Origin of the sequence: Pseudoalteromonas sp. T1lg48 (genome assembly GCF_002964785.1) — a bacterium.
In the GTDB taxonomy this organism is placed as follows: domain Bacteria; phylum Pseudomonadota; class Gammaproteobacteria; order Enterobacterales; family Alteromonadaceae; genus Pseudoalteromonas.
Genome location: NZ_PQCC01000002.1, coordinates 398,605 through 419,472, shown reverse-complemented (window position 1 = coordinate 419,472; position 20,868 = coordinate 398,605). Strand labels below are relative to the sequence as shown.

General features: G+C 50.2%; 20 protein-coding genes, 1 tRNA gene and 1 pseudogene. 12 read left to right on the top strand and 10 right to left on the bottom strand.

The features are described 5' to 3' along the window. Window positions 1-202: 202 nt before the first annotated feature. Window positions 203-1,204, top strand: a complete 1,002-nt coding sequence (locus tag C2M29_RS03755; RefSeq protein ID WP_105188455.1) for an NAD-dependent epimerase — start codon at window positions 203-205, stop codon at window positions 1,202-1,204. A 19-nt stretch (window positions 1,205-1,223) separates the two neighbouring features. Continuing rightward, a complete protein-coding gene (gene galE, locus C2M29_RS03750; RefSeq protein WP_105188454.1) occupies window positions 1,224-2,237 on the top strand; it encodes a UDP-glucose 4-epimerase GalE in 1,014 nt (337 codons plus the stop codon). Between the two features lie 257 nt (window positions 2,238-2,494). Here galE and C2M29_RS03745 read toward each other — a convergent pair. Then, window positions 2,495-3,857 (bottom strand): annotated as a pseudogene (locus C2M29_RS03745) (MBL fold metallo-hydrolase RNA specificity domain-containing protein). Between the two features lie 88 nt (window positions 3,858-3,945). Next, entirely contained in the window at window positions 3,946-4,644 is a 699-nt protein-coding gene (gene rsuA / locus C2M29_RS03740; protein ID WP_105188453.1) for a 16S rRNA pseudouridine(516) synthase RsuA, read from the bottom strand. Between the two features lie 54 nt (window positions 4,645-4,698). Between rsuA and zapE the strand changes: the two genes are divergently transcribed. Continuing rightward, entirely contained in the window at window positions 4,699-5,853 is a 1,155-nt protein-coding gene (gene zapE / locus C2M29_RS03735) for a cell division protein ZapE (RefSeq protein ID WP_233998343.1), read from the top strand. On the opposite strand, the gene slmA is transcribed toward zapE, so the two are convergent. Both slmA and coaBC read right to left on the bottom strand, forming a co-directional pair. Next, on the bottom strand, window positions 5,850-6,437 hold the full coding sequence (slmA, locus tag C2M29_RS03730; RefSeq protein WP_105188452.1) for a nucleoid occlusion factor SlmA: 588 nt from the start codon (window positions 6,435-6,437) through the stop codon (window positions 5,850-5,852). The two genes, zapE and slmA, sit on opposite strands and share 4 nt — an antisense overlap. A gap of 95 nt (window positions 6,438-6,532) precedes the next feature. Next, window positions 6,533-7,720, bottom strand: a complete 1,188-nt coding sequence (gene coaBC, locus C2M29_RS03725) for a bifunctional phosphopantothenoylcysteine decarboxylase/phosphopantothenate--cysteine ligase CoaBC (protein ID WP_442792530.1) — start codon at window positions 7,718-7,720, stop codon at window positions 6,533-6,535. Between the two features lie 116 nt (window positions 7,721-7,836). Here coaBC and radC point away from each other — a divergent pair, with 116 nt between their 5' ends. The 3 genes from radC to rpmG all read left to right on the top strand — a co-directional run bounded on the left by radC (window position 7,837) and on the right by rpmG (window position 9,231). After that, window positions 7,837-8,511: a RadC family protein gene (radC, locus tag C2M29_RS03720; RefSeq protein ID WP_105188450.1), complete on the top strand. Its 675-nt coding sequence runs from the start codon at window positions 7,837-7,839 to the stop codon at window positions 8,509-8,511. Window positions 8,512-8,826: 315 nt separating this feature from the next. After that, window positions 8,827-9,063 carry a 50S ribosomal protein L28 gene (gene rpmB, locus C2M29_RS03715; protein ID WP_105188449.1) on the top strand — a complete coding sequence of 79 codons (237 nt, stop codon included), beginning with the start codon at window positions 8,827-8,829 and terminating at the stop codon, window positions 9,061-9,063. Between the two features lie 12 nt (window positions 9,064-9,075). Beyond that, window positions 9,076-9,231, top strand: coding sequence for a 50S ribosomal protein L33 (gene rpmG / locus C2M29_RS03710; protein WP_099643121.1), 156 nt, complete (start codon window positions 9,076-9,078; stop codon window positions 9,229-9,231). A 118-nt stretch (window positions 9,232-9,349) separates the two neighbouring features. Here the strand turns inward: rpmG and C2M29_RS03705 are convergent, their stop codons facing one another. Next, window positions 9,350-11,203, bottom strand: coding sequence for a cation:proton antiporter (locus tag C2M29_RS03705; RefSeq protein ID WP_105188448.1), 1,854 nt, complete (start codon window positions 11,201-11,203; stop codon window positions 9,350-9,352). Between the two features lie 556 nt (window positions 11,204-11,759). Between C2M29_RS03705 and proB the strand changes: the two genes are divergently transcribed. After that, the gene (gene proB / locus C2M29_RS03700; protein WP_105188447.1) at window positions 11,760-12,866 is read left to right on the top strand and encodes a glutamate 5-kinase; all 1,107 of its coding nucleotides are present in this window, start codon (window positions 11,760-11,762) and stop codon (window positions 12,864-12,866) included. Beyond that, window positions 12,863-14,110 (top strand): glutamate-5-semialdehyde dehydrogenase, encoded by a 1,248-nt coding sequence (locus C2M29_RS03695; protein WP_105188446.1) that lies wholly within the window; start codon window positions 12,863-12,865, stop codon window positions 14,108-14,110. The genes proB and C2M29_RS03695 overlap by 4 nt, the downstream gene beginning before the upstream one ends. 57 nt (window positions 14,111-14,167) lie before the next feature. Here the strand turns inward: C2M29_RS03695 and C2M29_RS03690 are convergent, their stop codons facing one another. The 4 genes from C2M29_RS03690 to C2M29_RS03675 form a co-directional block, all read right to left on the bottom strand. Continuing rightward, complete coding sequence (locus C2M29_RS03690) at window positions 14,168-15,388, bottom strand: methyl-accepting chemotaxis protein (protein WP_233998342.1); 1,221 nt, start codon at window positions 15,386-15,388, stop codon at window positions 14,168-14,170. Between the two features lie 123 nt (window positions 15,389-15,511). Further along, the gene (locus tag C2M29_RS03685; RefSeq protein WP_105188444.1) at window positions 15,512-16,231 is read right to left on the bottom strand and encodes a glycerophosphodiester phosphodiesterase; all 720 of its coding nucleotides are present in this window, start codon (window positions 16,229-16,231) and stop codon (window positions 15,512-15,514) included. Beyond that, a complete protein-coding gene (locus tag C2M29_RS03680) occupies window positions 16,228-17,091 on the bottom strand; it encodes a DMT family transporter (protein ID WP_105188443.1) in 864 nt (287 codons plus the stop codon). The genes C2M29_RS03685 and C2M29_RS03680 overlap by 4 nt, the downstream gene beginning before the upstream one ends. A gap of 299 nt (window positions 17,092-17,390) precedes the next feature. After that, window positions 17,391-17,466 (bottom strand) — tRNA-Ala (locus tag C2M29_RS03675). A gap of 212 nt (window positions 17,467-17,678) precedes the next feature. On the opposite strand from C2M29_RS03675, the gene C2M29_RS03670 reads away from it, so the two are divergent. Next, window positions 17,679-18,011 (top strand): hypothetical protein, encoded by a 333-nt coding sequence (locus C2M29_RS03670; protein ID WP_442792529.1) that lies wholly within the window; start codon window positions 17,679-17,681, stop codon window positions 18,009-18,011. Continuing rightward, window positions 18,011-18,544, top strand: a complete 534-nt coding sequence (locus C2M29_RS03665) for a prolyl-tRNA synthetase associated domain-containing protein (RefSeq protein ID WP_105188441.1) — start codon at window positions 18,011-18,013, stop codon at window positions 18,542-18,544. Before C2M29_RS03670 ends, C2M29_RS03665 begins: the two co-directional genes overlap by 1 nt. On the opposite strand, the gene C2M29_RS03660 is transcribed toward C2M29_RS03665, so the two are convergent. After that, a complete protein-coding gene (locus tag C2M29_RS03660; protein WP_105188440.1) occupies window positions 18,490-19,632 on the bottom strand; it encodes an MFS transporter in 1,143 nt (380 codons plus the stop codon). The two genes, C2M29_RS03665 and C2M29_RS03660, sit on opposite strands and share 55 nt — an antisense overlap. A 211-nt stretch (window positions 19,633-19,843) precedes the next feature. On the opposite strand from C2M29_RS03660, the gene C2M29_RS03655 reads away from it, so the two are divergent. Together C2M29_RS03655 and C2M29_RS03650 are read left to right on the top strand one after the other, a co-directional pair. Next, window positions 19,844-20,386: a DUF2058 domain-containing protein gene (locus tag C2M29_RS03655; RefSeq protein ID WP_105188439.1), complete on the top strand. Its 543-nt coding sequence runs from the start codon at window positions 19,844-19,846 to the stop codon at window positions 20,384-20,386. 134 nt (window positions 20,387-20,520) lie between these two features. Beyond that, window positions 20,521-20,844: a c-type cytochrome gene (locus C2M29_RS03650; RefSeq protein ID WP_105188438.1), complete on the top strand. Its 324-nt coding sequence runs from the start codon at window positions 20,521-20,523 to the stop codon at window positions 20,842-20,844. The last annotated feature ends 24 nt before the right edge of the window (window positions 20,845-20,868 follow it).

Sequence of the window (20,868 nt, the reverse complement as noted above, 5' to 3'; positions counted from 1 at the left end):
CTCCATTGTCTCCAGTTTATTGGAAATCTCCACAAAGTCATGGTGTTAATTTTGGGGGACAGGTCATAAGGTCACCACCTCGCTAGAGGAACTCAAGCAGTGCTCTGATGTCATAATCTCCAATCGTATGACAGATGAATTGAGCGATGTCGCGGACAGGGTGTATACTCGCGACTTGTTTGGCAGTGACTAAAGGTTTTCTATGAAATATTTAGTAACGGGCGCCGCGGGTTTTATCGGTGCCGCAGTAAGTGGCAAGCTATTGGCACAGGGCCATGAGGTTGTTGGTATAGATAACCTCAATGATTATTATGATGTTGCCCTAAAAACGGCGCGCCTTGAACACATAAAGCATGAACGTTTTAACTTTGTTGAGTTGGATCTTGTTCAGCAACAAGCGCTGGTACACCTTTTCGAGCAGGAAAAGTTTGACCGCGTTATTCACTTAGCGGCCCAGGCCGGTGTGCGTTATTCCATTGATAATCCGCACGCTTATGCCGAGAGTAACCTGGTTGGTCATCTCAATATCTTGGAAGCCTGTCGTCATAACCGGATTGGGCACTTAGTATATGCGTCATCCAGCTCGGTATATGGCTTAAATGAAACCACGCCTTTCTCTACCAGAGACTCGGTTGATCATCCTGTTTCCCTCTATGCGGCGACCAAGAAGTCCAACGAAGTAATGGCTCATAGCTATTCTCATTTATATGCGTTGCCAACTACCGGGCTGCGTCTCTTTACCGTGTATGGCCCCTGGGGTCGCCCGGATATGGCTCCCTACATTTTCACCAAGAAAATCCTTAACGGCGAAACCATAGACGTGAATAACCATGGTGACATGTGGCGCGATTTTACCTATATCGACGATATTGTCGAAGGCGTGGTGCGTATTGCCGATGTGGTGCCCGAGCCGAACCCGGATTGGAAGCTTGAGTCTGGCTCGCCGGCCACTAGCTCGGCTCCTTACAAGGTTTACAATATCGGCCACGGCAGCCCGATTAACTTAATGGACTTTATTAAGGCCATTGAAGATGAGCTGGGTATTGAAGCGGTGAAAAACTTCCGCGAAATGCAGCCAGGCGATGTGTATAAAACCTATGCCGATACCGAAGACCTTTTTGCTGCAACCGGCTATCGTCCTCAGGTTGATGTTACCTCCGGTGTGAAGCAGTTGGTTAAATGGTACAAAGGCTTTTACGCCTAATTTTTGACAGGGATAGATTATGACAATTTTAGTGACCGGCGGAGCCGGTTATATTGGTTCGCACACGGTGCTTGAATTGCTCGAACAGGGCAGCGAAGTGCTGGTCTTTGATAATCTGAGCAACAGCTCGCAGGAGTCGCTGCGTCGCGTCGAGGCACTTACTGGTAAGGCGGTGACCTTTATTCAGGGTGATATTCGCGATAAATCGGCCTTGGATAAGGTGTTTAGCGATCATCATATCACCGCCGTGGTCCATTTTGCAGGCCTTAAGGCTGTGGGCGAGTCGGTGAGCAAGCCGGTGATGTACTATCAAAATAATGTCCAAGGGTCGCTTACCCTGATTGAAGCGATGCGCGAAGCCGAAGTGTTCTCTTTGGTATTTAGCTCATCCGCTACGGTTTATGGCGACCCGCAAACCTTACCCATAGATGAAAACGCTCCGGTAGGCGGCACTACCAACCCTTATGGCACCTCTAAATTGATGGTGGAGCAGATTTTAGAAGATGTAGCCAAGTCCGACCCTCGTTGGCGTTTTGCTATCTTGCGCTACTTTAACCCGGTTGGCGCCCACCACAGTGGGCAAATAGGTGAAGACCCTAACGGCATTCCCAATAACCTCTTGCCTTATATCTCTCAGGTAGCCGTAGGTAAGCTGGAGAAACTGGCGGTATTTGGGGATGATTACCCTACCAAAGACGGCACCGGAGTGCGCGATTACATTCATGTTGTCGACCTGGCCTTGGGTCACCTTAAAGCCCTGGACTGGCTTCTTGATCACAGCGGTGTGCATATCTATAACCTGGGTACCGGTAACGGCTACTCGGTATTGGAAATGGTGCAGGCTTTTGAACAGGCGGCGGATCAACCCGTGCCCTATTATATTGCCCCTCGTCGCGATGGCGATATCGCCACCTGTTATGCCAGTGCGCAAAAAGCTTTGAATGAGCTGGGATGGCAGGCAGAGCGAGGCTTAATGCAAATGATGCAAGACGCCTGGCGCTGGCAAAGCCAAAACCCCAATGGTTATGAGTAATAACCTGTAGGTCGGTGCTCTGCGCCGACAAAGCTAACTATGTGCATATTTGTCGGCCTGAGGGCCGACGTACAACGTGCATTTGCGCCCCCTTTGTAGGTCGGTGCTCTGCGCCGACAAAGCTAACTATGTGCATATTTATCGGCCTGAAGGCCGACCTACAACGTGCATTTGCGCCCCCTTTGTAGGTCGGTGCTCTGCGCCGACAAAGCTAACTATGTGCATATTTGTCGGCCTAAAGGCCGACCTACAACGCCTTAGGTCGCGATTTCTATCTTCACTTCGCCTTTGAGGCTTTCTTTAAGTTTATCCGCAAGCGCTTGCTTTGCCTCTGTATCGCCATGCACTATTTTGATATGTCTTGGCTTCTTCGTCATGCCAGTGACAAAGCGCACTAAATTGGCCTGATCCGCATGGGCACTGTAACCGCTAATGGTGTGTATCTGCGCCTTAATATCAATCTTTTGCTTATTTAACACCACATAACCACCCCGAGGACCGTAGTTTTGAATATCTCGTCCGGGCGTTCCCAGGCCCTGATAGCCGACAAAGATCACGTCGGTGCGGGGATCCCCTAAAAAAGCTTCTAGATAATTTACTATGCGCCCGCCGCTGCACATGCCACTGGCGGCAATCACAATTGCCGGTTTTTGCCTCTGCTTCAGGTAGTTAATGGTTTGTACGTGTTCCTGGTGGCTATCCAGGGTATACAGGTGGTCAAAGTTCAGGGGGTGACGACCCTTAGCCACGCGCCTTGGCTTCTTGATCCCACAGCGATTTAAAGCGTCGGTATTCGCTGGTGAAATTAGCGGCCATGGGGGAGTCGATGATCACCTCAATGTCCTGCCAAAACGACCTTTTAGGAGCACTGTGGATGATCTGCTCCAGCTCGTAGAGTAGCTCCTGAGTACGGCCTATGCTAAAGGCGGGAATAAGCACTACGCCGTTATCGCGCACCGCCTTTTCAATTACTTCCTTAAGTCGTTTACTGCGGGTTTTACGCCCTTGATGAAGGGTATCGCCGTAGGTGGATTCAATCACCAGAGTATCGGCCTTATAGGGCGGTTTAGGCGCCGGAAGTAAGGGCGTATAGGGTGCGCCCAAGTCTCCCGAAAAAACCACACGTTGCGCCTGCTTTCCTTGGCCTACATCGATTTCGATATAGGCGGAGCCAAGAATATGCCCGGCCCGTTGCAGGCGAAAACGTACTGCCGTGCTAAATTTATCCAGCGTTTGCCAATGCTTAAAGGGCAGAGGCACCAATTGCTGGCGAATTAATCGTAAGCAGGTAGCAACCAGCTGCTCGTCCTCGGTAACGCCTAGTTTTAGGGCATCTTCGATGACCAAAGGGAGCAGGGCGGCGGTGGCTTCGGAGGCGTAAATAGGCCCGGTGAATCCAGCGGCAAGCAAATAGGGAATGCGACCCACATGGTCTATATGGCAGTGGGTTACCAACAGAGCCCGTACCGCGCTGATATCAAACTCAATGCCAAGATCCTGGCGTGCTTCAAGTCCTTGAAACAGGCCGCAGTCGATCAATAAGGACTCGCTCTCGCTTATCTTAAGCTGGTGACAAGAGCCGGTAACGCCATTGACCGCTCCGTGGTGAATGATTTCCATTGCTACTCATAGGCTTAATCGGTACATACCTCTTACTATAGGTGAACCGCACACCAGTGCAATGGACTTATCTACCGGAGAATAGGCGCTAGAGCGCGATTTCCTCTTCGCTCAGGGGACGATACTCACCCGGGGCGAGAGCCGGGTCAAGCTCAATGCCGGCAATGGCTTCGCGGTGCAAGGTCACCACCTTGTTACCAACCGCGGCCAGCATGCGTTTAACCTGATGGTATTTGCCTTCAACTATATGCAGGCGAATTTGGTACGGCGCCAGCACTTCCACCTTGGCGGGTAGGGTAAGGTCGCGCTCACCATGAAGCTGCACTCCTTGCTCAAGTTCACTAACCGCTTGCTCTGAAAGTGGCTCGGCCAGCTCAACCAGATAGGTTTTGAATTTTTGCTTTTTCGGGCTGGTGATCTGGTGGCTCCACTGGCCATCATTGCTGATCAAAACCAGACCCGTGGTATCTATGTCTAAGCGTCCGGCGATATGCAATTCATTCAGGTTGGGCTCATCAAGCAGCTCAAACACGGTGGCATGGAGCTCATCGCTGTTGGCGCACACATAACCTTCCGGCTTATTGAGCATAAAGTAGCGTATCCCTTGATAGGTGAGAATCTCACCATCGAGCATAATTTCATCTTGTTCAGTCACTGATTGATCAAGCTGCCTTGTGACTTCTCCGTTGACGGTGACACGCTTTTTCTTAATGGCGGCTTTGGCGTGAGTGCGCGGGATTTCCGCTAGGTTGCTAATAAACTTGTCTAATCGGCAGGGAAACTTCATTGGGGACGGGCTTAAACTTGGTTACAATGGCGCGAGTATAGCCCATGCAACACGGTGAAAACAGCCACCTTGAGTAAAATCCTCGACCAATACAACCAGCTTATTGGCAATAAACAGATCCTTGCCGATCCTGTGCAGTTACGTGCTATCGAGGCGCTGGCTAAGTTGGCTGCTGAGTTGGAGAGCGAGAAGGCAAGACATCGCTTTTTTTGGCAGAAAAAGCGCTCAGTCCATGGCCTGTACTTGTATGGCCCGGTGGGGCGCGGCAAGTCTATGCTGATGGATTTATTTTATAAGCATGTAGCGATAGTAAATAAACAACGTCTGCATTTTCATCACTTTATGGCCTGGGTGCATGAGCGTTTGCGGGCACTGCAAGGGACTAAAAATCCAATGCGACAACTGGCGAAGGACTACGCGAAAAACACGCGTTTACTCTGCTTTGATGAATTCTTTGTCAGCGATATTGGCGATGCCATGATCATGGCGCGCCTCTTTGAAGCCTTGTTTGCTGAGGGGGTGGTCCTGGTGGCAACCAGTAATTGTCATCCACAGCAGTTGTATCGAAATGGTCTGCAGCGCGCGCGCTTTGAGCCTACCATAGCGCTGCTTGAATCACACTGCCAGCTGTGTGATGTCAGCGGCGAGCAAGATTATCGCTTGCACGGGTTTAAAGGTTTTCGGCATTTTATTGAGTATCAGCCGGAGCGCCTTTTAAACCGCTTTAGCACAGAGCAAAATCAGCCAGCCCAAAGCCAGTCTTTATTGATCCACAATCGTGCCGTTCGTTTTCAAGCCATAGGTGAGTACGCCGCTTGTATCGACTTCTTTGAACTGTGTGGGCTTGGGCGTTCGAGTGCCGATTATATGGTATTAGCTCAGCGTTTTGATGTGCTCTATGTGGATAATGTGCCCATGATGGGATTAGAAAAACTGCAGCACTTAACCGCCCAAGGGATAGAAGAAGGATACATACGCGAGCGCGAACGGGTTAGCCTGGCTCGACTTGATGATGAGGCAAGAAGGTTTATCGCGCTGGTGGATGAGTTCTACGACACGGGTAAGTTGATTGTCATTGCCGCTCAAGGAGAGCTGACTAGCTTATACCAGGGCGAGCGCTTAGCGTTTGAATTTGCGCGTACCCAGTCGCGCTTAATCGAAATGCAGCGCTGGCCTTTGACCACGGTCAGCGCTGGAAAAACGAGTTAAAGCCAGATTTTTTGCAGTTCTTGCCACTGCTTCTCAAATTGGGCGCTGGGCTTGGCGGTGAAGTTAGAGCGCACAAACTGGTTCATCTTACCTTCTACATAGGCGAGAAACAGGTTGGCTAGCGTGCCTTCATCGCTGGCAAAAGCCTTTCCTTCACGAAGCTTACGTTCGCGCAGCACCTGTTTAAACTGGGTTTCCAGCTTTTCAAACAGGCTTTGAATGCGTTCGCGCAGACGCTCGTTTTCACCTTGCAGGGCGTCGCCGGTAAGGATGCGGGTAATACCCGGATTTTTCTCGGCAAAGGCCAACACCAGTATCAGCATGTTATACACGCGGCTTTGCGTTTCTTTTTCGTTTTCCAGGATGATGTTGATGCGCGATAGCAAGGTGTCTTCGATAAACTCGATCAAGCCCTCGAACATGCGTGCCTTGCTCGGAAAGTGACGATACAGCGCCGCTTCCGATACGCCCACCTCAGCTGCCAGTTTGGCGGTGGTAATACGTTGACCCGGGCTGGTCTCTAACATTTGCGCAAGTGATTGGAGAATTTGCTCTTTGCGATTGGTACGGCGTGTGGCAGCCATGGCGTTCCTTTTTAAAGCTCTTTAGTGGTCTTCGACCTTTATTATGAACGCCATATTAATGCTTTCTGAAATCCCTTTCCAGTCTTTTGCATGCTTTAAATCAACTTTGCTGCAATATTTTCCATGACAGTGAGCGCTAACTTACGCTTGTCGGTTAATGGCAGGCTTAGTTCGCTGTCGGCGCTAAACAAGGTCAGGGCATTGCTGTCGCTATTAAACCCTTGTCCCTGTTTTGCCACGTCGTTGGCGCAGATCATATCCAGGTTTTTATTGCGCAATTTGCCCTTGGCATAGTTGGCCACGTCCTGAGTTTCAGCGGCAAAGCCAACGGTAAATGGGCGCTGTTTTGTTAAGGCGGCTACGTCGGCAATGATGTCCGGGTTTTTTACCAGCGTCAGGGTAAGCTCATCCCCTTGCTTCTTCATTTTTTGCGCGGCGATATCGGCGGCGCGATAATCCGCCACCGCGGCACAACCAATAAAAATATCGGATTGCGGCGCCAAGGCCAGCGCTTGCTGGTGCATCTCTAAGGCACTTTGCACGCTATACACCTGGCATTGCGCCGGTGGAGTCAGACTTACAGGACCGGAGATCAAATTCACCTTAGCACCCAGGGCCAGTGCCGCTTCGGCCAGGGCATAACCCATCTTCCCCGAGCTGTGATTGGAAATATAACGTACCGGATCGAGCGGCTCGCGGGTCGGCCCAGCTGTGATGGTGACGGTTTTGCCCGCCAACACCGGCTCGTGTATAGGAGCACAGATCAGCTCAACCAATTCCATCGGCTCAAGCATACGTCCTGCACCCACATCGCCACAGGCTTGCTCACCGCTGCCCGGGCCCCAAATGGCGACGCCGCGTTGGGCCAGGGTGGCTAAATTCGCTTTGGTTGCCGGATGGGCATACATTTGTTGATTCATCGCCGGGGCGATGGCGACCTCGGCATCGGTGGCCAGCAACAAGGTGGTGAGGAGATCATCGGCAATGCCGGCGGCCATTTTGGCAATAATGTTCGCCGTTGCCGGGGCGACTAAAATCAGATCCGCCCATTTGGCGAATTCGATATGGCCCATGGCTGCTTCGGCCTGAGGGTCTAGCAGGGAGTCCGACACCATTTCACCGGATACTGCCTGCATGGTCAGTGGGGTGATAAAGTGTTTGGCACTGTCGGTCATCACCACTTTAACCTCGCAACCGCGCTCTTTGAGGCGTCGTGTTAACTCGGCACATTTGTAGGCGGCGATGCCGCCGCTGATCCCAAGGACCACTTTTTTGTTTTGCATAGCGAACAATAATTCAGTTGATATTTAAAAGGGTTAACGCCCTAAACTGGGGTAAAAGATACCAGATGTCGGGCCCTTGCACTATAGTTTAGCAATTAGCGAAGCAAGGAGTGCTTATGCGTATCACCGATATCCCCCATGCTCAAAGGCCGCGCGAGAAGCTGCTTGCACAAGGCGCCGCCAGTCTATCCGATGCCGAATTACTGGCCATTTTCTTTCGCACCGGCGTACCCGGCGCCAATGCCGTGGAGCTGGCACAACAGGTGCTGGGCCATAGCCAGGGGCTTACGCCCTTGTTGAGCGCCGGTCATGATGAGTTTTGCAGCTGGCGCGGTATGGGCACCGCCAAGTATGTGCAATTACAGGCGGCCATCGAGCTGGCACGACGGCATTTGCTCAGCGCCTTAGAGCGCGACACCCTGTTTGATTCACCGCAAGCGGTGCGTGACTTTTTACTGCTTGAGCTCAAAACTCAGCAGCGGGAGCAGTTTTTGGTGCTGTTTTTAGATGCGCAACACCGTTTAATCTCCAGGGAAGTCTTGTTTCAGGGCACCATAGATGCGGCATCTGTCTACCCGCGCGAGGTGGTAAAGGCGGCGCTTAAGCACAATGCCGCTGCGGTGATCCTCGCTCACAACCACCCCAGCGGCGTGGCAGAGCCCAGCCAGGCGGATAAGTTGATCACCCATAAACTGACTCAGGGCTTGGCGCTGGTGGATATTCGGGTGTTGGATCATCTGGTCGTAGGGGGCAGCCAATGTGTGTCTTTTGCCGAGCAGGGGCTGCTCTAAATGCTTCCCGTTATTTGTTGTTCGTTCCTTAGTTCACACTGCGAGCAGAAAGCGTTTAGATGACACGCAGAGCAAAGCGCAAAAATAAACGGCTTTAGTGCAATTTAAATGCAGTTTTTGCTTTCCCTTTGCCGCCTAGATCTCTATAATTGGCCGCTATCAAAATTCATACATGAGCTGATTCTGAGATCAGGTTTCTTGATCTTTGCCTGTCTATGCTGTATAAAGAGCGCCCTTCGATTTATCCCGGGGCAATATACAAAAAGGCCATAAGGGAAAATTAAGCTCGAGCGAAGTTATTGGAGATAAATAGACATGTCTAAAGTCTGTCAAGTTACAGGTAAGCGCCCAGTGGTAGGTAACCACCGCTCACACGCGCGCAACGCGACTAAGCGTCGTTTCCTACCTAACCTACAAACTCACCGTTTTTGGGTTGAAAGCGAAAAACGCTTTGTATCACTACGTACTACTACTAAAGGTATGCGTATTATCGACAAGAAAGGCATCGACGCGGTTCTAGCAGAAATCCGTGGTCGCGGCGAAAAAGTTTAAGGAACCTAAGTCATGCGCGATAAGATTCGTCTAGTTTCAACTGCCGGTACTGGTTACTTCTACACTACCGACAAAAACAAGCGTAACATGCCTGAAAAAATGGAGATCAAAAAATACGACCCTAAGGCTCGTAAACACGTGATCTTCAAAGAAGCGAAAATCAAGTAATTTGATTCTAAGCTTTAACAGCATATGCTAAAAAACCCGACTTAATGTCGGGTTTTTTGTTGCCTGAAGAAGCGATTACACGCGTAAGTCGATATTTGGCGAACAGAAAACCCGGGCATTAACCCGGGTTTTTCGTCGCCTGTAACTGCGGGTTCTTCGTTGGCGCGTTTTGTTGGCTTCCTTTGAGCATCGACATTTTCGGCGGCTGCAGTGCCACGATTTTCTCTCCTTCCTCCGGAGGTCGCTCCATCTGCTCGGTGATGATGCGCACTGATTTATCTGCATCGATAATAAACAGTGGAATGGCCTCGGCGTTTACTTCCTGGTATTGCTGCCAGTCAAACTCTTCACTTAAGCGCGTAGCGCTTACCTTACCGCCCTTGGCTATCAGGCTACTGAGTTTGGCGTAGGAGCCGTTTTCGCCAAAGAGGATCTGTCGCGACAAAAAGGTGGCGCTGTCCTTGTTGGCCTTGGCATGACTTTGCGACGACTTTAAAGAAAACACCTTATTCTCTCCCAACAAATGACTGAAGTACTGAATACCCAGAGCATTGTGATGACGGTTTGGTGAGAGGGCTAATACCTTGCTAAGGCTGGTCAACGGGAGGTAACGTTCGGCATGCTCGGATTGTGGGTTCCCGTAGTAGCAGGGAAGGCCATCCATGCGTGCCATTTTGCAGTTTTCCCAGGCTGGATCGGATAGGTGGACGTCGATCTCCTGATCCTTTAAGCCGCGAGCAATGGCGCGAGAAACGTGGTTGGCACCAATGATTAGCAGGGTAGAGGGTGCCGGTTGACGTACTCCCAACAGTTTAGCTAAGGGCACGGCACTGAGGCTGTTAAGGATTACGGTGACGATAATTACGGTAAAGATCAGCGGCACCATTTTATTGGCATCGAGGATTCCGGCCTCGGCCATACTGAGTGCGAATACCGACCCCACCGCCGCTGCGACTATGCCTCGCGGTGCTATCCAGGCCAGTACTAAGCGCGACTTAAACGGCAGATCGCTGCCATAGGTGGAGAGCAGGATATTCAAGGGGCGGGCCACAAACAACACGATGGCGAGAAAGATAAAGACCTGGGCATCCAAGGCCATTAAATCCGACAATTGCAGGCGAGCGGCCAAGAGGATAAATAAGGTGGAGATCAGGATCATCGACAAGTCTTCTTTAAACTCCAGCACCGAGTCGATTTCCAAATCATCCTGATTTGCTAACCAGATACCAAATACGGTCACGGCTAACAGGCCCGACTCATGACTTAAATGATTGGAGACGGTAAAGCTGAGCAGCACCAGAGCCAGAGTGAAGAATTTATGCAACTCATAAGGCAGCCACTCACGACGAATAAGCAGGGTAGTGATCCAGCCCGCGGCGGCGCCGAGGGAAAAGCCGACACTTAAGGTGGTCACCAAGGCGCCCAGGGTGTGGCTAAATACATCGCTTTGGCCAACCAGCATCACGGCTTCAAACACTAACACCGCAAATAAGGCGCCGATAGGATCGATCACTATGCCCTCCCAGCGCAGCACCCGGTCAATGTCTTGATTCGGCCGCATGGCATTGAGCAGAGGGGCTATCACCGTGGGCCCGGTCACCACTAAAACAGCACCCAGTACCGCAGCAACCCGCCAGTCCAGCTCGAGTATCCAGTAGGCACTGACACCGATCACCGAAAAGGTCAGCAGCATACCCACCGAGCACAGATTTCGCACCACCTTGCCTATGCCTTTAAGCTCTCGAAAGTGCAGTGTTAAAGCGCCTTCGAACAGGATCACTGCCACCGATAGGGAGACCACGGGAAAAAGCAGTTCGCCTAACAGTTCATCTGGTTTGAGTAGGGAAGTGGCAGGCCCGAGTAGGAGGCCAATCAAGAGGAGAAATAAAATAGCGGGAACGCGAAAGGCCCAGGCGAGCCACTGCGCAATCACACTGCAAAGCGCAATTCCTGCAATATAAATTGCTGACATAAAGACCCTTTTAGTCTATCCATGAAACTTAAGTATGAGGTAAGTGAGCGCCGATGACAATGTCGGTCCGGTAAAATCACTGTGTTGTCTTTTTCTATATGGGTGTCCTCGTTTTAGGTGGGATGATTAATATCACCTCTAATCTTTTTGTTCGTTTTTAAACTTATTCCCCCCATTCTTTATGCGGCGAAATACCCTATTATAAATGGTTTTTATGTTCTCTATAGCCCGTTATTGCTTGATAATTAATTTCAAACCCGCATAATAACGTTCGTAGACAAAACATTAGAGTGCTAATTAATTGTGGTTTTGACTCATTTTGAGCTGACAAACCATAACTGTTAGTGCTTTTTCTTAACTCCCTTGGGTATTCGCCTGGTCTAAAGTGTTAATGCGGTAGCACAGGCATGCCTTGGTTAATCTCGGCTCGCTCTATGGCGGCTTTTTTATTATGTAAATTAGGCCCTTATCAACACGCGTTATCGCACTGGCGATAGCCGATGCAATGAGCTGGCTTATAACCTGAGTAACCCATTCGGTAAGGAATATAAAGCACATGCAAAACTTTAAATGGCAACGTATCGTACTCAAAGTAGGCAGCGCCTTGATTGCGCCAGAGCAAAATGGTTGTAGCTCGCGCTACCTGCTTAGCATCGCGCAGTTTATTGTTCGTTGTCGTGCGCAAGGTATTGAGGTGATCTTAGTCTCATCTGGTTCGGTGGCTGCTGGCTCGCACCTTTTTCCAGCCGAAAAAGCCCGTTCGGTGGCCATGAAAAAAGCCATGGCTGCGGCCGGACAAACCGAGATGATGGCCACTTGGGACAGGTTTTTTGACTTTCCCTCGGCGCAAATATTACTAACCCATGGTGACTTGCGTGACCGTGAGCGTTATAAAAGTATTCGTGAAACCATCTTTACTCTGCTTGATCACGGTGTGCTGCCTATTATTAATGAGAACGATACGGTGACTACCGATGATCTCAAGGTTGGCGATAATGACAACCTTTCCGCCATGGTGGCGGGTGCTGCAGATGCCGATGCCTTGATGATTTGCTCCGATGTTGATGGCTTATTCGATAAAAACCCGAATTTGCACAGCGATGCGGTGTTGCTGCCCGAGATAAGCAAGATCGACGAGTCGATTTATGCCATGGCCGGATGTGCCACCAGTGCCGTTGGGACAGGTGGCATGAAAACCAAAATCGAAGCGGCAGAGAAGGCAACGTCGCACGGGATCACCACCTTTATTCTAAATGGTTTTAAGGAACAAACTTTTAATCGTTTACTTGAGGGGGAAAACCCGGGCACTATCTTTAAACCCTATGAAAAGCCGATGCAGGAAGCAATTCACTGGCGTACCCATACCGCTAGCGAGCAGGGTGAGGTGGTGATTGAAGGGAGTTTTTCTGAGCCTTTGGATACAAATTGCGAGCAGCTTAATCCCCATGAGATAGTCGAGGTGCGGGGCGAGTTTGCGGTAGGCGACACCATATTAGTCCGTAGTAATGATGGGACTAGGCTCGCCAAGGCCAAGGCCAACTACAGTAGTTGTTTGTTGAACTTTATAGCCGAGAACGAAAGCACAGAATTCAGCGATGAGGTGCAAGATTCAATCGGCCCGATTATTTCAGATGAAGACATCGCAGTATTGGAGAGATCATGAGTTTAGTTAAGGATATTTCTACCCAAGCAGCCAAGGCCGCCAAGGTATTGGCATTGCTTGATACCGAAAGTAAAAACGCCGTATTACGAAATATGGCCAAGGCACTGCGTGACAATAAAGAGCAGATCAAAACACGTAACGAGCAAGATCTTGCCCAGGCCCGGGACAATAACCTGGCCCCAGCCATGGTAGACCGCCTAACCCTGACCGATGAGCGCATCGAAGATATGGCCGTCGGCATAGAAACCATTGCCGAATTGGACGACCCGGTCGGCCAGTTACGTTCGTTGGGCGAGCGCCCCAATGGCATTAAAATTAATAAAATGCGCGTGCCGCTTGGGGTGATCTGCATGATTTACGAAGCGCGCCCTAATGTCACCGCCGATGCCGGTGCCCTGTGTTTTAAATCCGGTAATGCGGTTATTTTACGCGGTGGTAAAGAGGCACTGGCCTCAAGCATGGCCATTGCCGAGGTACTGCATCAGGTTCTGCAGCAGCATAATTTGCCAACGGCGTTGATCTCGGTGATCCCGGATCCGGACCGTGGCCTGCTGATGGAGCTGATGCGCCAGCGCGAGACAATCGACCTTATCATCCCTCGCGGCGGCGAAGGTCTGATTAATTTTGTCACCGAAAACAGCACTATTCCGGTGATCCAGCACTTTAAAGGCGTGTGCCACCTGTATGTGGATAAAGACGCCGACCTGGATATCGCGTTAAATCTGCTGTTAAACGGTAAAACGCAACGTACCGGTGTATGTAATGCCTTGGAAGGGCTGGTGGTGCATCAGGATATTGCCCCGAAATTCTTGCCTATGGCCGCCAAGGCGTTGGCCGAAAAAGGTGTTCGTATTAACGCCGATAGCCAGGCCGCACAGTATTTTGACGGTGCCAAGGTCATCAATGAAGACGAATTCGGTGAAGAATACCTGGATTTAGAAATCGCCGTGCGCATGGTAGAAGACTTTAACGCCGCCGTGGCGCATATAGATCGTTTCGGTAGTTTTCATACCGAGGTGATCTGCACCCAAAACGAGCAAACGGCGGCGCTGTTCCAGCGCAGTGTCGATGCTTCCGTAGTCATGGTGAACGCGTCATCACGCTTCTCCGATGGTTCGCAGTTGGGGTTAGGCGCCGAAATTGGCATTGCCACTACCAAGCTGCATGCCTACGGTCCCATGGGGCTGGAATCACTCACCACGGAAAAATACCTGGTGAATGGCATCGGTCAGGTGCGCGATTAAGCAGGATCAGTAATAAAAAAGCCGCTATCAAGCGGCTTTTTTTATGCGGGTAGTTACTTAACTGACAAAGCGCTGCAAATCGCTTTGTGTACTGCGGGTTAAATGCTCGGAGTGGGCGCATTGCTGGGCCGCCTGATCTATTTGTGTTTTGGCATCTTGTCCCAGCAAACTGATGTGCTCCACCGATTTATGCGTATGCGCCTGGCTTTGCTCCAGCTCATGCACCGCGGCGACGATTTCCTGAAGCTGGCGCTGGTTTTGCTCGAAGTCGCTGACCAACTGGCTAAAACCATTGGCGGTGCTATTGATGGCTTGCTCCGCCTCCGACGAATGGTCTATCAACAAGAGTGACTCTTCGCTGGTGTCGGCCACCAGGCTGTTCATTTGATTGATAAAATCACTGATCTGTCCGGTCGCATTGCTGACTTTAAGCGACAGGCTTCTGACCTCGTCGGCGACCACGGCAAAGCCGCGACCGGCTTCTCCGGCCCGAGCGGCCTCAATGGCGGCATTGAGGGCCAGTAAATTGGTTTGATCGGCAAACCCTTCGACCATTTTCAAAATATTGCGAATGTTTTCCGAGTTTTCTTTTAACCCGCTAACGGTATCGGAAAAGCGCGCCAATAGCTGGGTGATTTGCTGGATTTTCGCCACCAGTTGAGCAAGCTCTTGGGAGGAACCCTGCACAAAGATCAGGTTATCGCTGTTAGCGTTAAAAACCGCATCTGTGCTGGCGACAATTTGCTCCAGGCTTTGCGTAACCTGTGCGGTCCCTGCGGCAATCTCATTGCTAAATTGCAGCTGTTGCGCACCGAGCTCGGCGGTATTTTGCATCGACAAGTTAACCTGTTGGTTACTGTTGGCGGCCTGGGCTGCACCATGATAAGTGCTCGTCAATAACTCGCCGAGGTGATGTACAAACTGGTTATATTGTTCACTGAGCTCGTGGAACTCATCAAAGGTAAATTGCGGCAGCCGGGCATTGAGGGTGGCATCCTGGCTGTTTATTTGGATCAGGGTGTCGCGCATTGCCTGCACCGGGCGCACCATCAGATGGCGCATATAGAATATGGTGAAGATAAAGCCGCCGAGAATCACAGTGGTGAGCACGAAGAACAGCCCTAATCCTTGGCCGCTCGCCGCCAGCTCCTTATAAAGCCAAAATAGACTGAGCAGTTGCAACAGCAGCAAAAAGCTGAGGTTACCAACAATCTTGCGCGTCAGCGTGTAAAAAAACGTTTGTTCAATATAGTTGTAAATGCGCATAAACCGACTCATTAAATGCTTGCTCCATCTGCCAGTAGAGCGGGTATTTTCAGCCATGATTGGCGAAAACAATCGCTTAAAACCTTATCGGCCACGGCCAGAAAAACTATAGGGCGCAGTGGTGTAAAGTTATTCCTAAGCGACGCCTTTTGAAGCATCCCTATGCTGTGCCAATAACTGCTTGGTATTAAAAGGGAAGTTGGTAAAGACACCATCTATCCCTAGTGCCTGCATGGTTAAGATGTCTTCATCCTTATCTACCGTGTAGGCATAGACTTCCAACCCCCGCGCCTTGGCATCGGCGACAAACTGATGATTAACAAAGTTTTTATCCAGGTGCAGACTATAGGCATTGAGGCGCTGTGCAAATTCGGCGTAACCCAAAGGAATGGACGATGTTAATGCGCCAATTTTGACCCAGGGCAGATTCTGCTTCAACCATTGCAGTTGATGGTGATCAAAAGAAGAGACAATAAGTTGGTCGCGGTTGAGCCGGCCCTGAGCGACATTGTGCTCCAAGGTGCTGACCAGCTTATCGAGCGAAAAGGTATGCTTTAATTCTAAGTTCAAGACGGTTTTATTGCCCACCCAGTTGATCACGTCTTGCAGGCCCGGCACCTTTTGTCCTAGCCCGGCATCCACTTTTTGAATATCGGCAAAGGGGATGGCATTGACCTTGCCCTGCCCAGAGGTGGTTCTATCCAACCAGGAGTCGTGAATAATAACGTAATCATCCAAACAACTTTGTAAGTCTACCTCAATACCATCAACGCCAACATCTAACGCCGAGCTAATGGCGAGCTGGGTGTTTTCCGGGTAGTTGCCGCTGGCCCCGCGGTGTGCAAAAACTTTCATTTCGATTGCCTCGATACTGACCATGTTTCAAAGAGGGCGGCACAGACCACCAATACGCCACCTAATAGCGTTGCCGTGTCGGGACGCTCCTGCAGCAGCATAAACGCCAAAATCGTTGCATACAAGGGTTGTAAGCAAGAGATAAGCCCGGCTGTAGTGGCGCTAAGGCCTCTTAACGAGGCCGCAAAAAGGGCATGGGGAGCGGCGGTAAAAACCACCGCCACTAATAACAACAGAGCAATGTCGCGCTCGGGTATATCCGCCACGGGAACCTCTACAAAGGCGCATAGCATAAGCGCCGCGACCAAAGTTTGGTAGAACATGGTCTGTGGGCCGCTGTAATGGGTGAAATAGCGCTTTTGAAAAATATTACGCAGCGCAAAACATAAGGCCGAAAATACCCCGGTAACAATCCCCAGGGTCACATCATTGCCTAAATTTGCTTCCGGCACCAAAAGATAGATCCCCAGACTGACCACCAGAGCGCCGAGTATGTCCTTAGCTTTGGGGAGCTGGCGATGAATCAGAGGCTCAATCAAGACGGTGAGCACCGGGTAACTAAAAAACGCGATAATACCTATGGTGATCCCCGCCAGCTGCATACCGGCAAAGTAGGTAACCCAATGTATGCCGACAATCATGCCAAGGGCCAGGGCAATGGCATAATCTTTACGACTATTTAAACGCAAGCGCTGACCCTGAAAGCCAAGCAGTAAGGCGAGTGCCGCGGCAGCCACCGCAGTGCGATAAACGGTAATATCTAAGGCCGAGAGATTGATCAGTTTGGCAAACAGGGCGGTGCCGCCAAATAAGAGCACGGCAATATGCAGATAAATAAGGCTTTGTTTATGCGGATTCATAACGGCACGGCTAGCTTTTTTTTAAGCATATCATGGCATTTAAGGCAGAGATATTAAGAAGCCAGGCATTTTCGTGTAAATGCGACCAAGGGCTAATCTACAGAGTGAATGTGATTGGGATGGGCTTGGATGCCAGGTTAACACAAAAGTCTATTTAGAAAGAAAGTGGTGGAGCTAAGCAGGGTAAAAAACGCCCGAAAAAAGCACTGCTTTTTTAGTTTTGAACGCGAGATAAGGATATCGAGCCGGGGGATGGGCTTGGATGCCAGGTTAACACAAAAGTCTATTTAGAAAGAAAGTGGTGGAGCTAAGCAGGATCGAACTGCTGACCTCCTGCGTGCAAGGCAGGCGCTCTCCCAGCTGAGCTATAGCCCCACTTCTTAGGTGAGTTCCCGAAGGAATAGAGATTATTTTATAAATTATTGGGTCCCGGTCAAGCGTGGGCCAGAAAAAATCGTGATAAATTGACCAAAAATATGCGTGCTTTGTTACAGTAGCGGGTAAGTATAAGAAAAACAGTCGAAGTTATGAAAAGCGCTCTGTCCCTTTTATTATTCACAGCCTTGCTACTAGGGTGCTCTTCCGCTGTGGATGAGCGTCAATATGAAATACATAGCCAGGATTTTTACGCTAAAACCGACGACCAAGGGCGAAAAATATTTGCCTATGTGATGACCGTTAAAGCAAACAGGCGCGCCGCGTTGGATCCCAGCAAGCCCATTAGTCGCCAGCAATTAAAGCGGTATATCGAGCGTGAACATTTCGATGAGTCCAGGGTGCTTAAATTACAACTTGAGGATGACGCGGCGGCGGCACTGAAAAAAGAGCTCAAAGAGCGCAAGTATTGCCCCGATGCCTACGAAATCAATGAAGTGTTATGGCGCGACTTTAGCGTGCAACTACGTGGGATCTGCTTGTAATGGCCGCCAGCATAGAAGCGCTCGCAGCGCTGCTGTCTCAGCTGAATATCGATTGTGAAAAGGTCACCCATCCGCCGCTGGCCACCGCCAGCGCCGCCGATGAAATCGCCCTGCACAGACCCGGTATGCGTTTGAAGAACCTGTTTTTACGTGACAATTACGGTCGTCGCCATTTTTTACTGATCACCGCGCATAATGCGCAGGTGGATCTTAAAGCATTGTCAAAGGCGCAGCGGGTTTCCCGTTTGGGTTTTGCCTCCGACGAGCGCTTGTTGCGCTACCTGGGAGTGCGCCCCGGCTGCGTGTCCATGCTGGCGCTGATGAACGATCCGCAGCAGCAGGTGGAGTTGTGGCTGGATGAGGCTATTTGGGCCGATACCCAAGACGACACCCTCTACCATTGTCACCCTTTCGATAACGAACAGACCTGGCTGTTACCTAAAACCGGACTAAACACCCTGTTTGGGCACTGGCAACGTCAGCCCTTGGTGTTACCTGTGGCCAAACGTTGCGGCAGCACAATCAAGCCATAGCCCGCCAAACACACCAATAAGAGACAAGTTAGAAACGCATATTCGCCATATTCCTGGTAAAGCAACCCGGGTAGAAAGGAGCCGAGGGCTCCGCCGCTGTAGTAAAACGACACATATCCACCATTGGTGAGGCTGGCGCTGGCATTGCTGAGACGATTTACCAGGGGCGCGGCAGTGGCGTGAATAATAAACATGGCGGCGCAGAAACAGGTAAAGGCGATTAAAAACACGGGTAAATGCTGGTAAAACATCAGCGCTATGGTAGCGCAATAAAATAAAAACACGCCGCCGAGTAAGGCAAAGACATTGCGACATCGCTTTTGTAGATAGGGTGTGACCAGGGTCGCTAAGGCACCGAGCAAATAGCCGCTATACACCAAGCCAATGTTTTTCGTGCTGCTCATGGCATAGGTGCTGCGTAAAATAAAGGGCAGGTAGTTCAGCAGTGCCGCAAAGCAAAAGAACATGCAAAACACCGCCCCATAAAGACTGATAATACGCATTGAGGCCAATGCCTTTACATTTCCACGCCACGGCGTGTGAGCCTGATAGACAGGGTCGGCCTTGGCGCGAATAAGCAGTGCTAATAACAGTAAGAGCAAGGAGTTTAACCAGAAGAAACTCTGCCAGTTGAGATATTCGGCAAACCCTGCCGCCAGAGCCCGACCTAAAAAACCACCGGCAATGGTGCTGCCAATGTAGCCGCTCATTTTGGCGTTGATGTCTTCCCCCTGAAAGCGCAGGACGATGCTGGCGGTCATGGCTGTGAGTGCAGCAGGCAGCGCCAGGCCTTGCAATAAACGCAGCGACTGTAACTGCCAAAATTCGGTGCATAGGGGGACGAGGGCATTGCTAAAGGCTAATACCAGCATAACCAGTTGCAGCACTCGATAGAGGTTACGACGATTGAGCAACACCCCATAAAACAAGGGGGCTATGGCCAAAGGCAGCATGGTCAAGGTCATCAGTGAGCCAGCGCTGGCCGGACTGACCTGGTATTGCTGGGCAAAGAGCGCGAGCAGGGGCTGCACGGCATAAAGCACAAAAAATATCACCACTGAGCAGCACAGCAATAACCAATAAGACATAATAGGAGACGTCAAAGACTAGGCACGAAGGAGTGTATCATAGCGCCAAGGGCAGAGGGAAAAGCTTGCGATTAATCAAAGCTTGCGCGATTAGGCCATGATACCGTCACTCGGCCACAACATAGCGCAATATTCTTCCCCGGTGGTCAAAATATTCATGTAATTGGTATAGAATAACCTTAATTCGGTTTGTTGGTAATAAGTGACAATTATGGGTTCTTTACAAGATCAGCTGCTTAAAGCAGGCTTAACCACCGAGCATAAGGCAAAGGTGGCAAAAACAGAAAAACGCAAAGCACAAAAGAAAAAGAAGAAAAAAGGTGCAACGAGAGAGCAAAGTGATTTGCAAAAGCATATCGAGCAAACCAAAAAGGCGCAGCAGGAAAAGGCGGCGCAGCTTAATGAACAGCGCCAGGAAGAGATTAAAGAGCGTGAACAGGTTGCCCGTGTGAAGCAGATTTTAGAGCATCACAACCAGGACGAAATTCGCGGCCCACTTACCTTTAACTTCACTTATGAAAATAAGGTGAAGGAGATTGAGGTCAATGCGCAAACGCAAAAAGCCCTGGCCAATGGCCGCTTAGCTATTTGTGTGCTTGAAGGGAAATTTTACGTATTGCAGGATGAGCCCGCGCGTAAGATTGCAGAAGTAGATGAAAAGTATATTGTTTTCCATGTAGAAAACGATGATAAAGATGTCGATGAGGACGATCCTTACGCAGGCTATGAAGTTCCTGATGATCTGATGTGGTAAGACGCCATTTTTGATTGCCGGATGCTCAGTGTCTGTTAATTCTTAGTTGCTACAGTAAAGAACAAGGGTCTACACTCATTGCTAATGAGGGGGGATCCCCTCTTGTTTTACCGTCAATTATAAGAGTAAATATTATGAAAAAGATCACTAAAGTACTTATGGGAGCCGGTGCGATTGCAATGTCTGCGATGGCGATGAATGCACAAGCAGCAGACGGCAAGGCGTTATACACAGAGAAAAACTGCCACACCTGTCACGGTGCCGATGGCAATGCGCCAATTATGCCGCTTTATCCTAAGCTTGCTGGCCAAAACAAAGAATACCTAGTGGCGCAAATGAAAGACATCAAGTCTGGTGCTCGCTCAAATGGTATGTCAATGGCGATGAAAGCCATGGTAGCCAATGTTTCTGACGAAGAATTTGCAGCTATTGCCGAGTACCTAGCCAGCGTTAAATAACGCTCGCTATCCGTATCAAAAAAA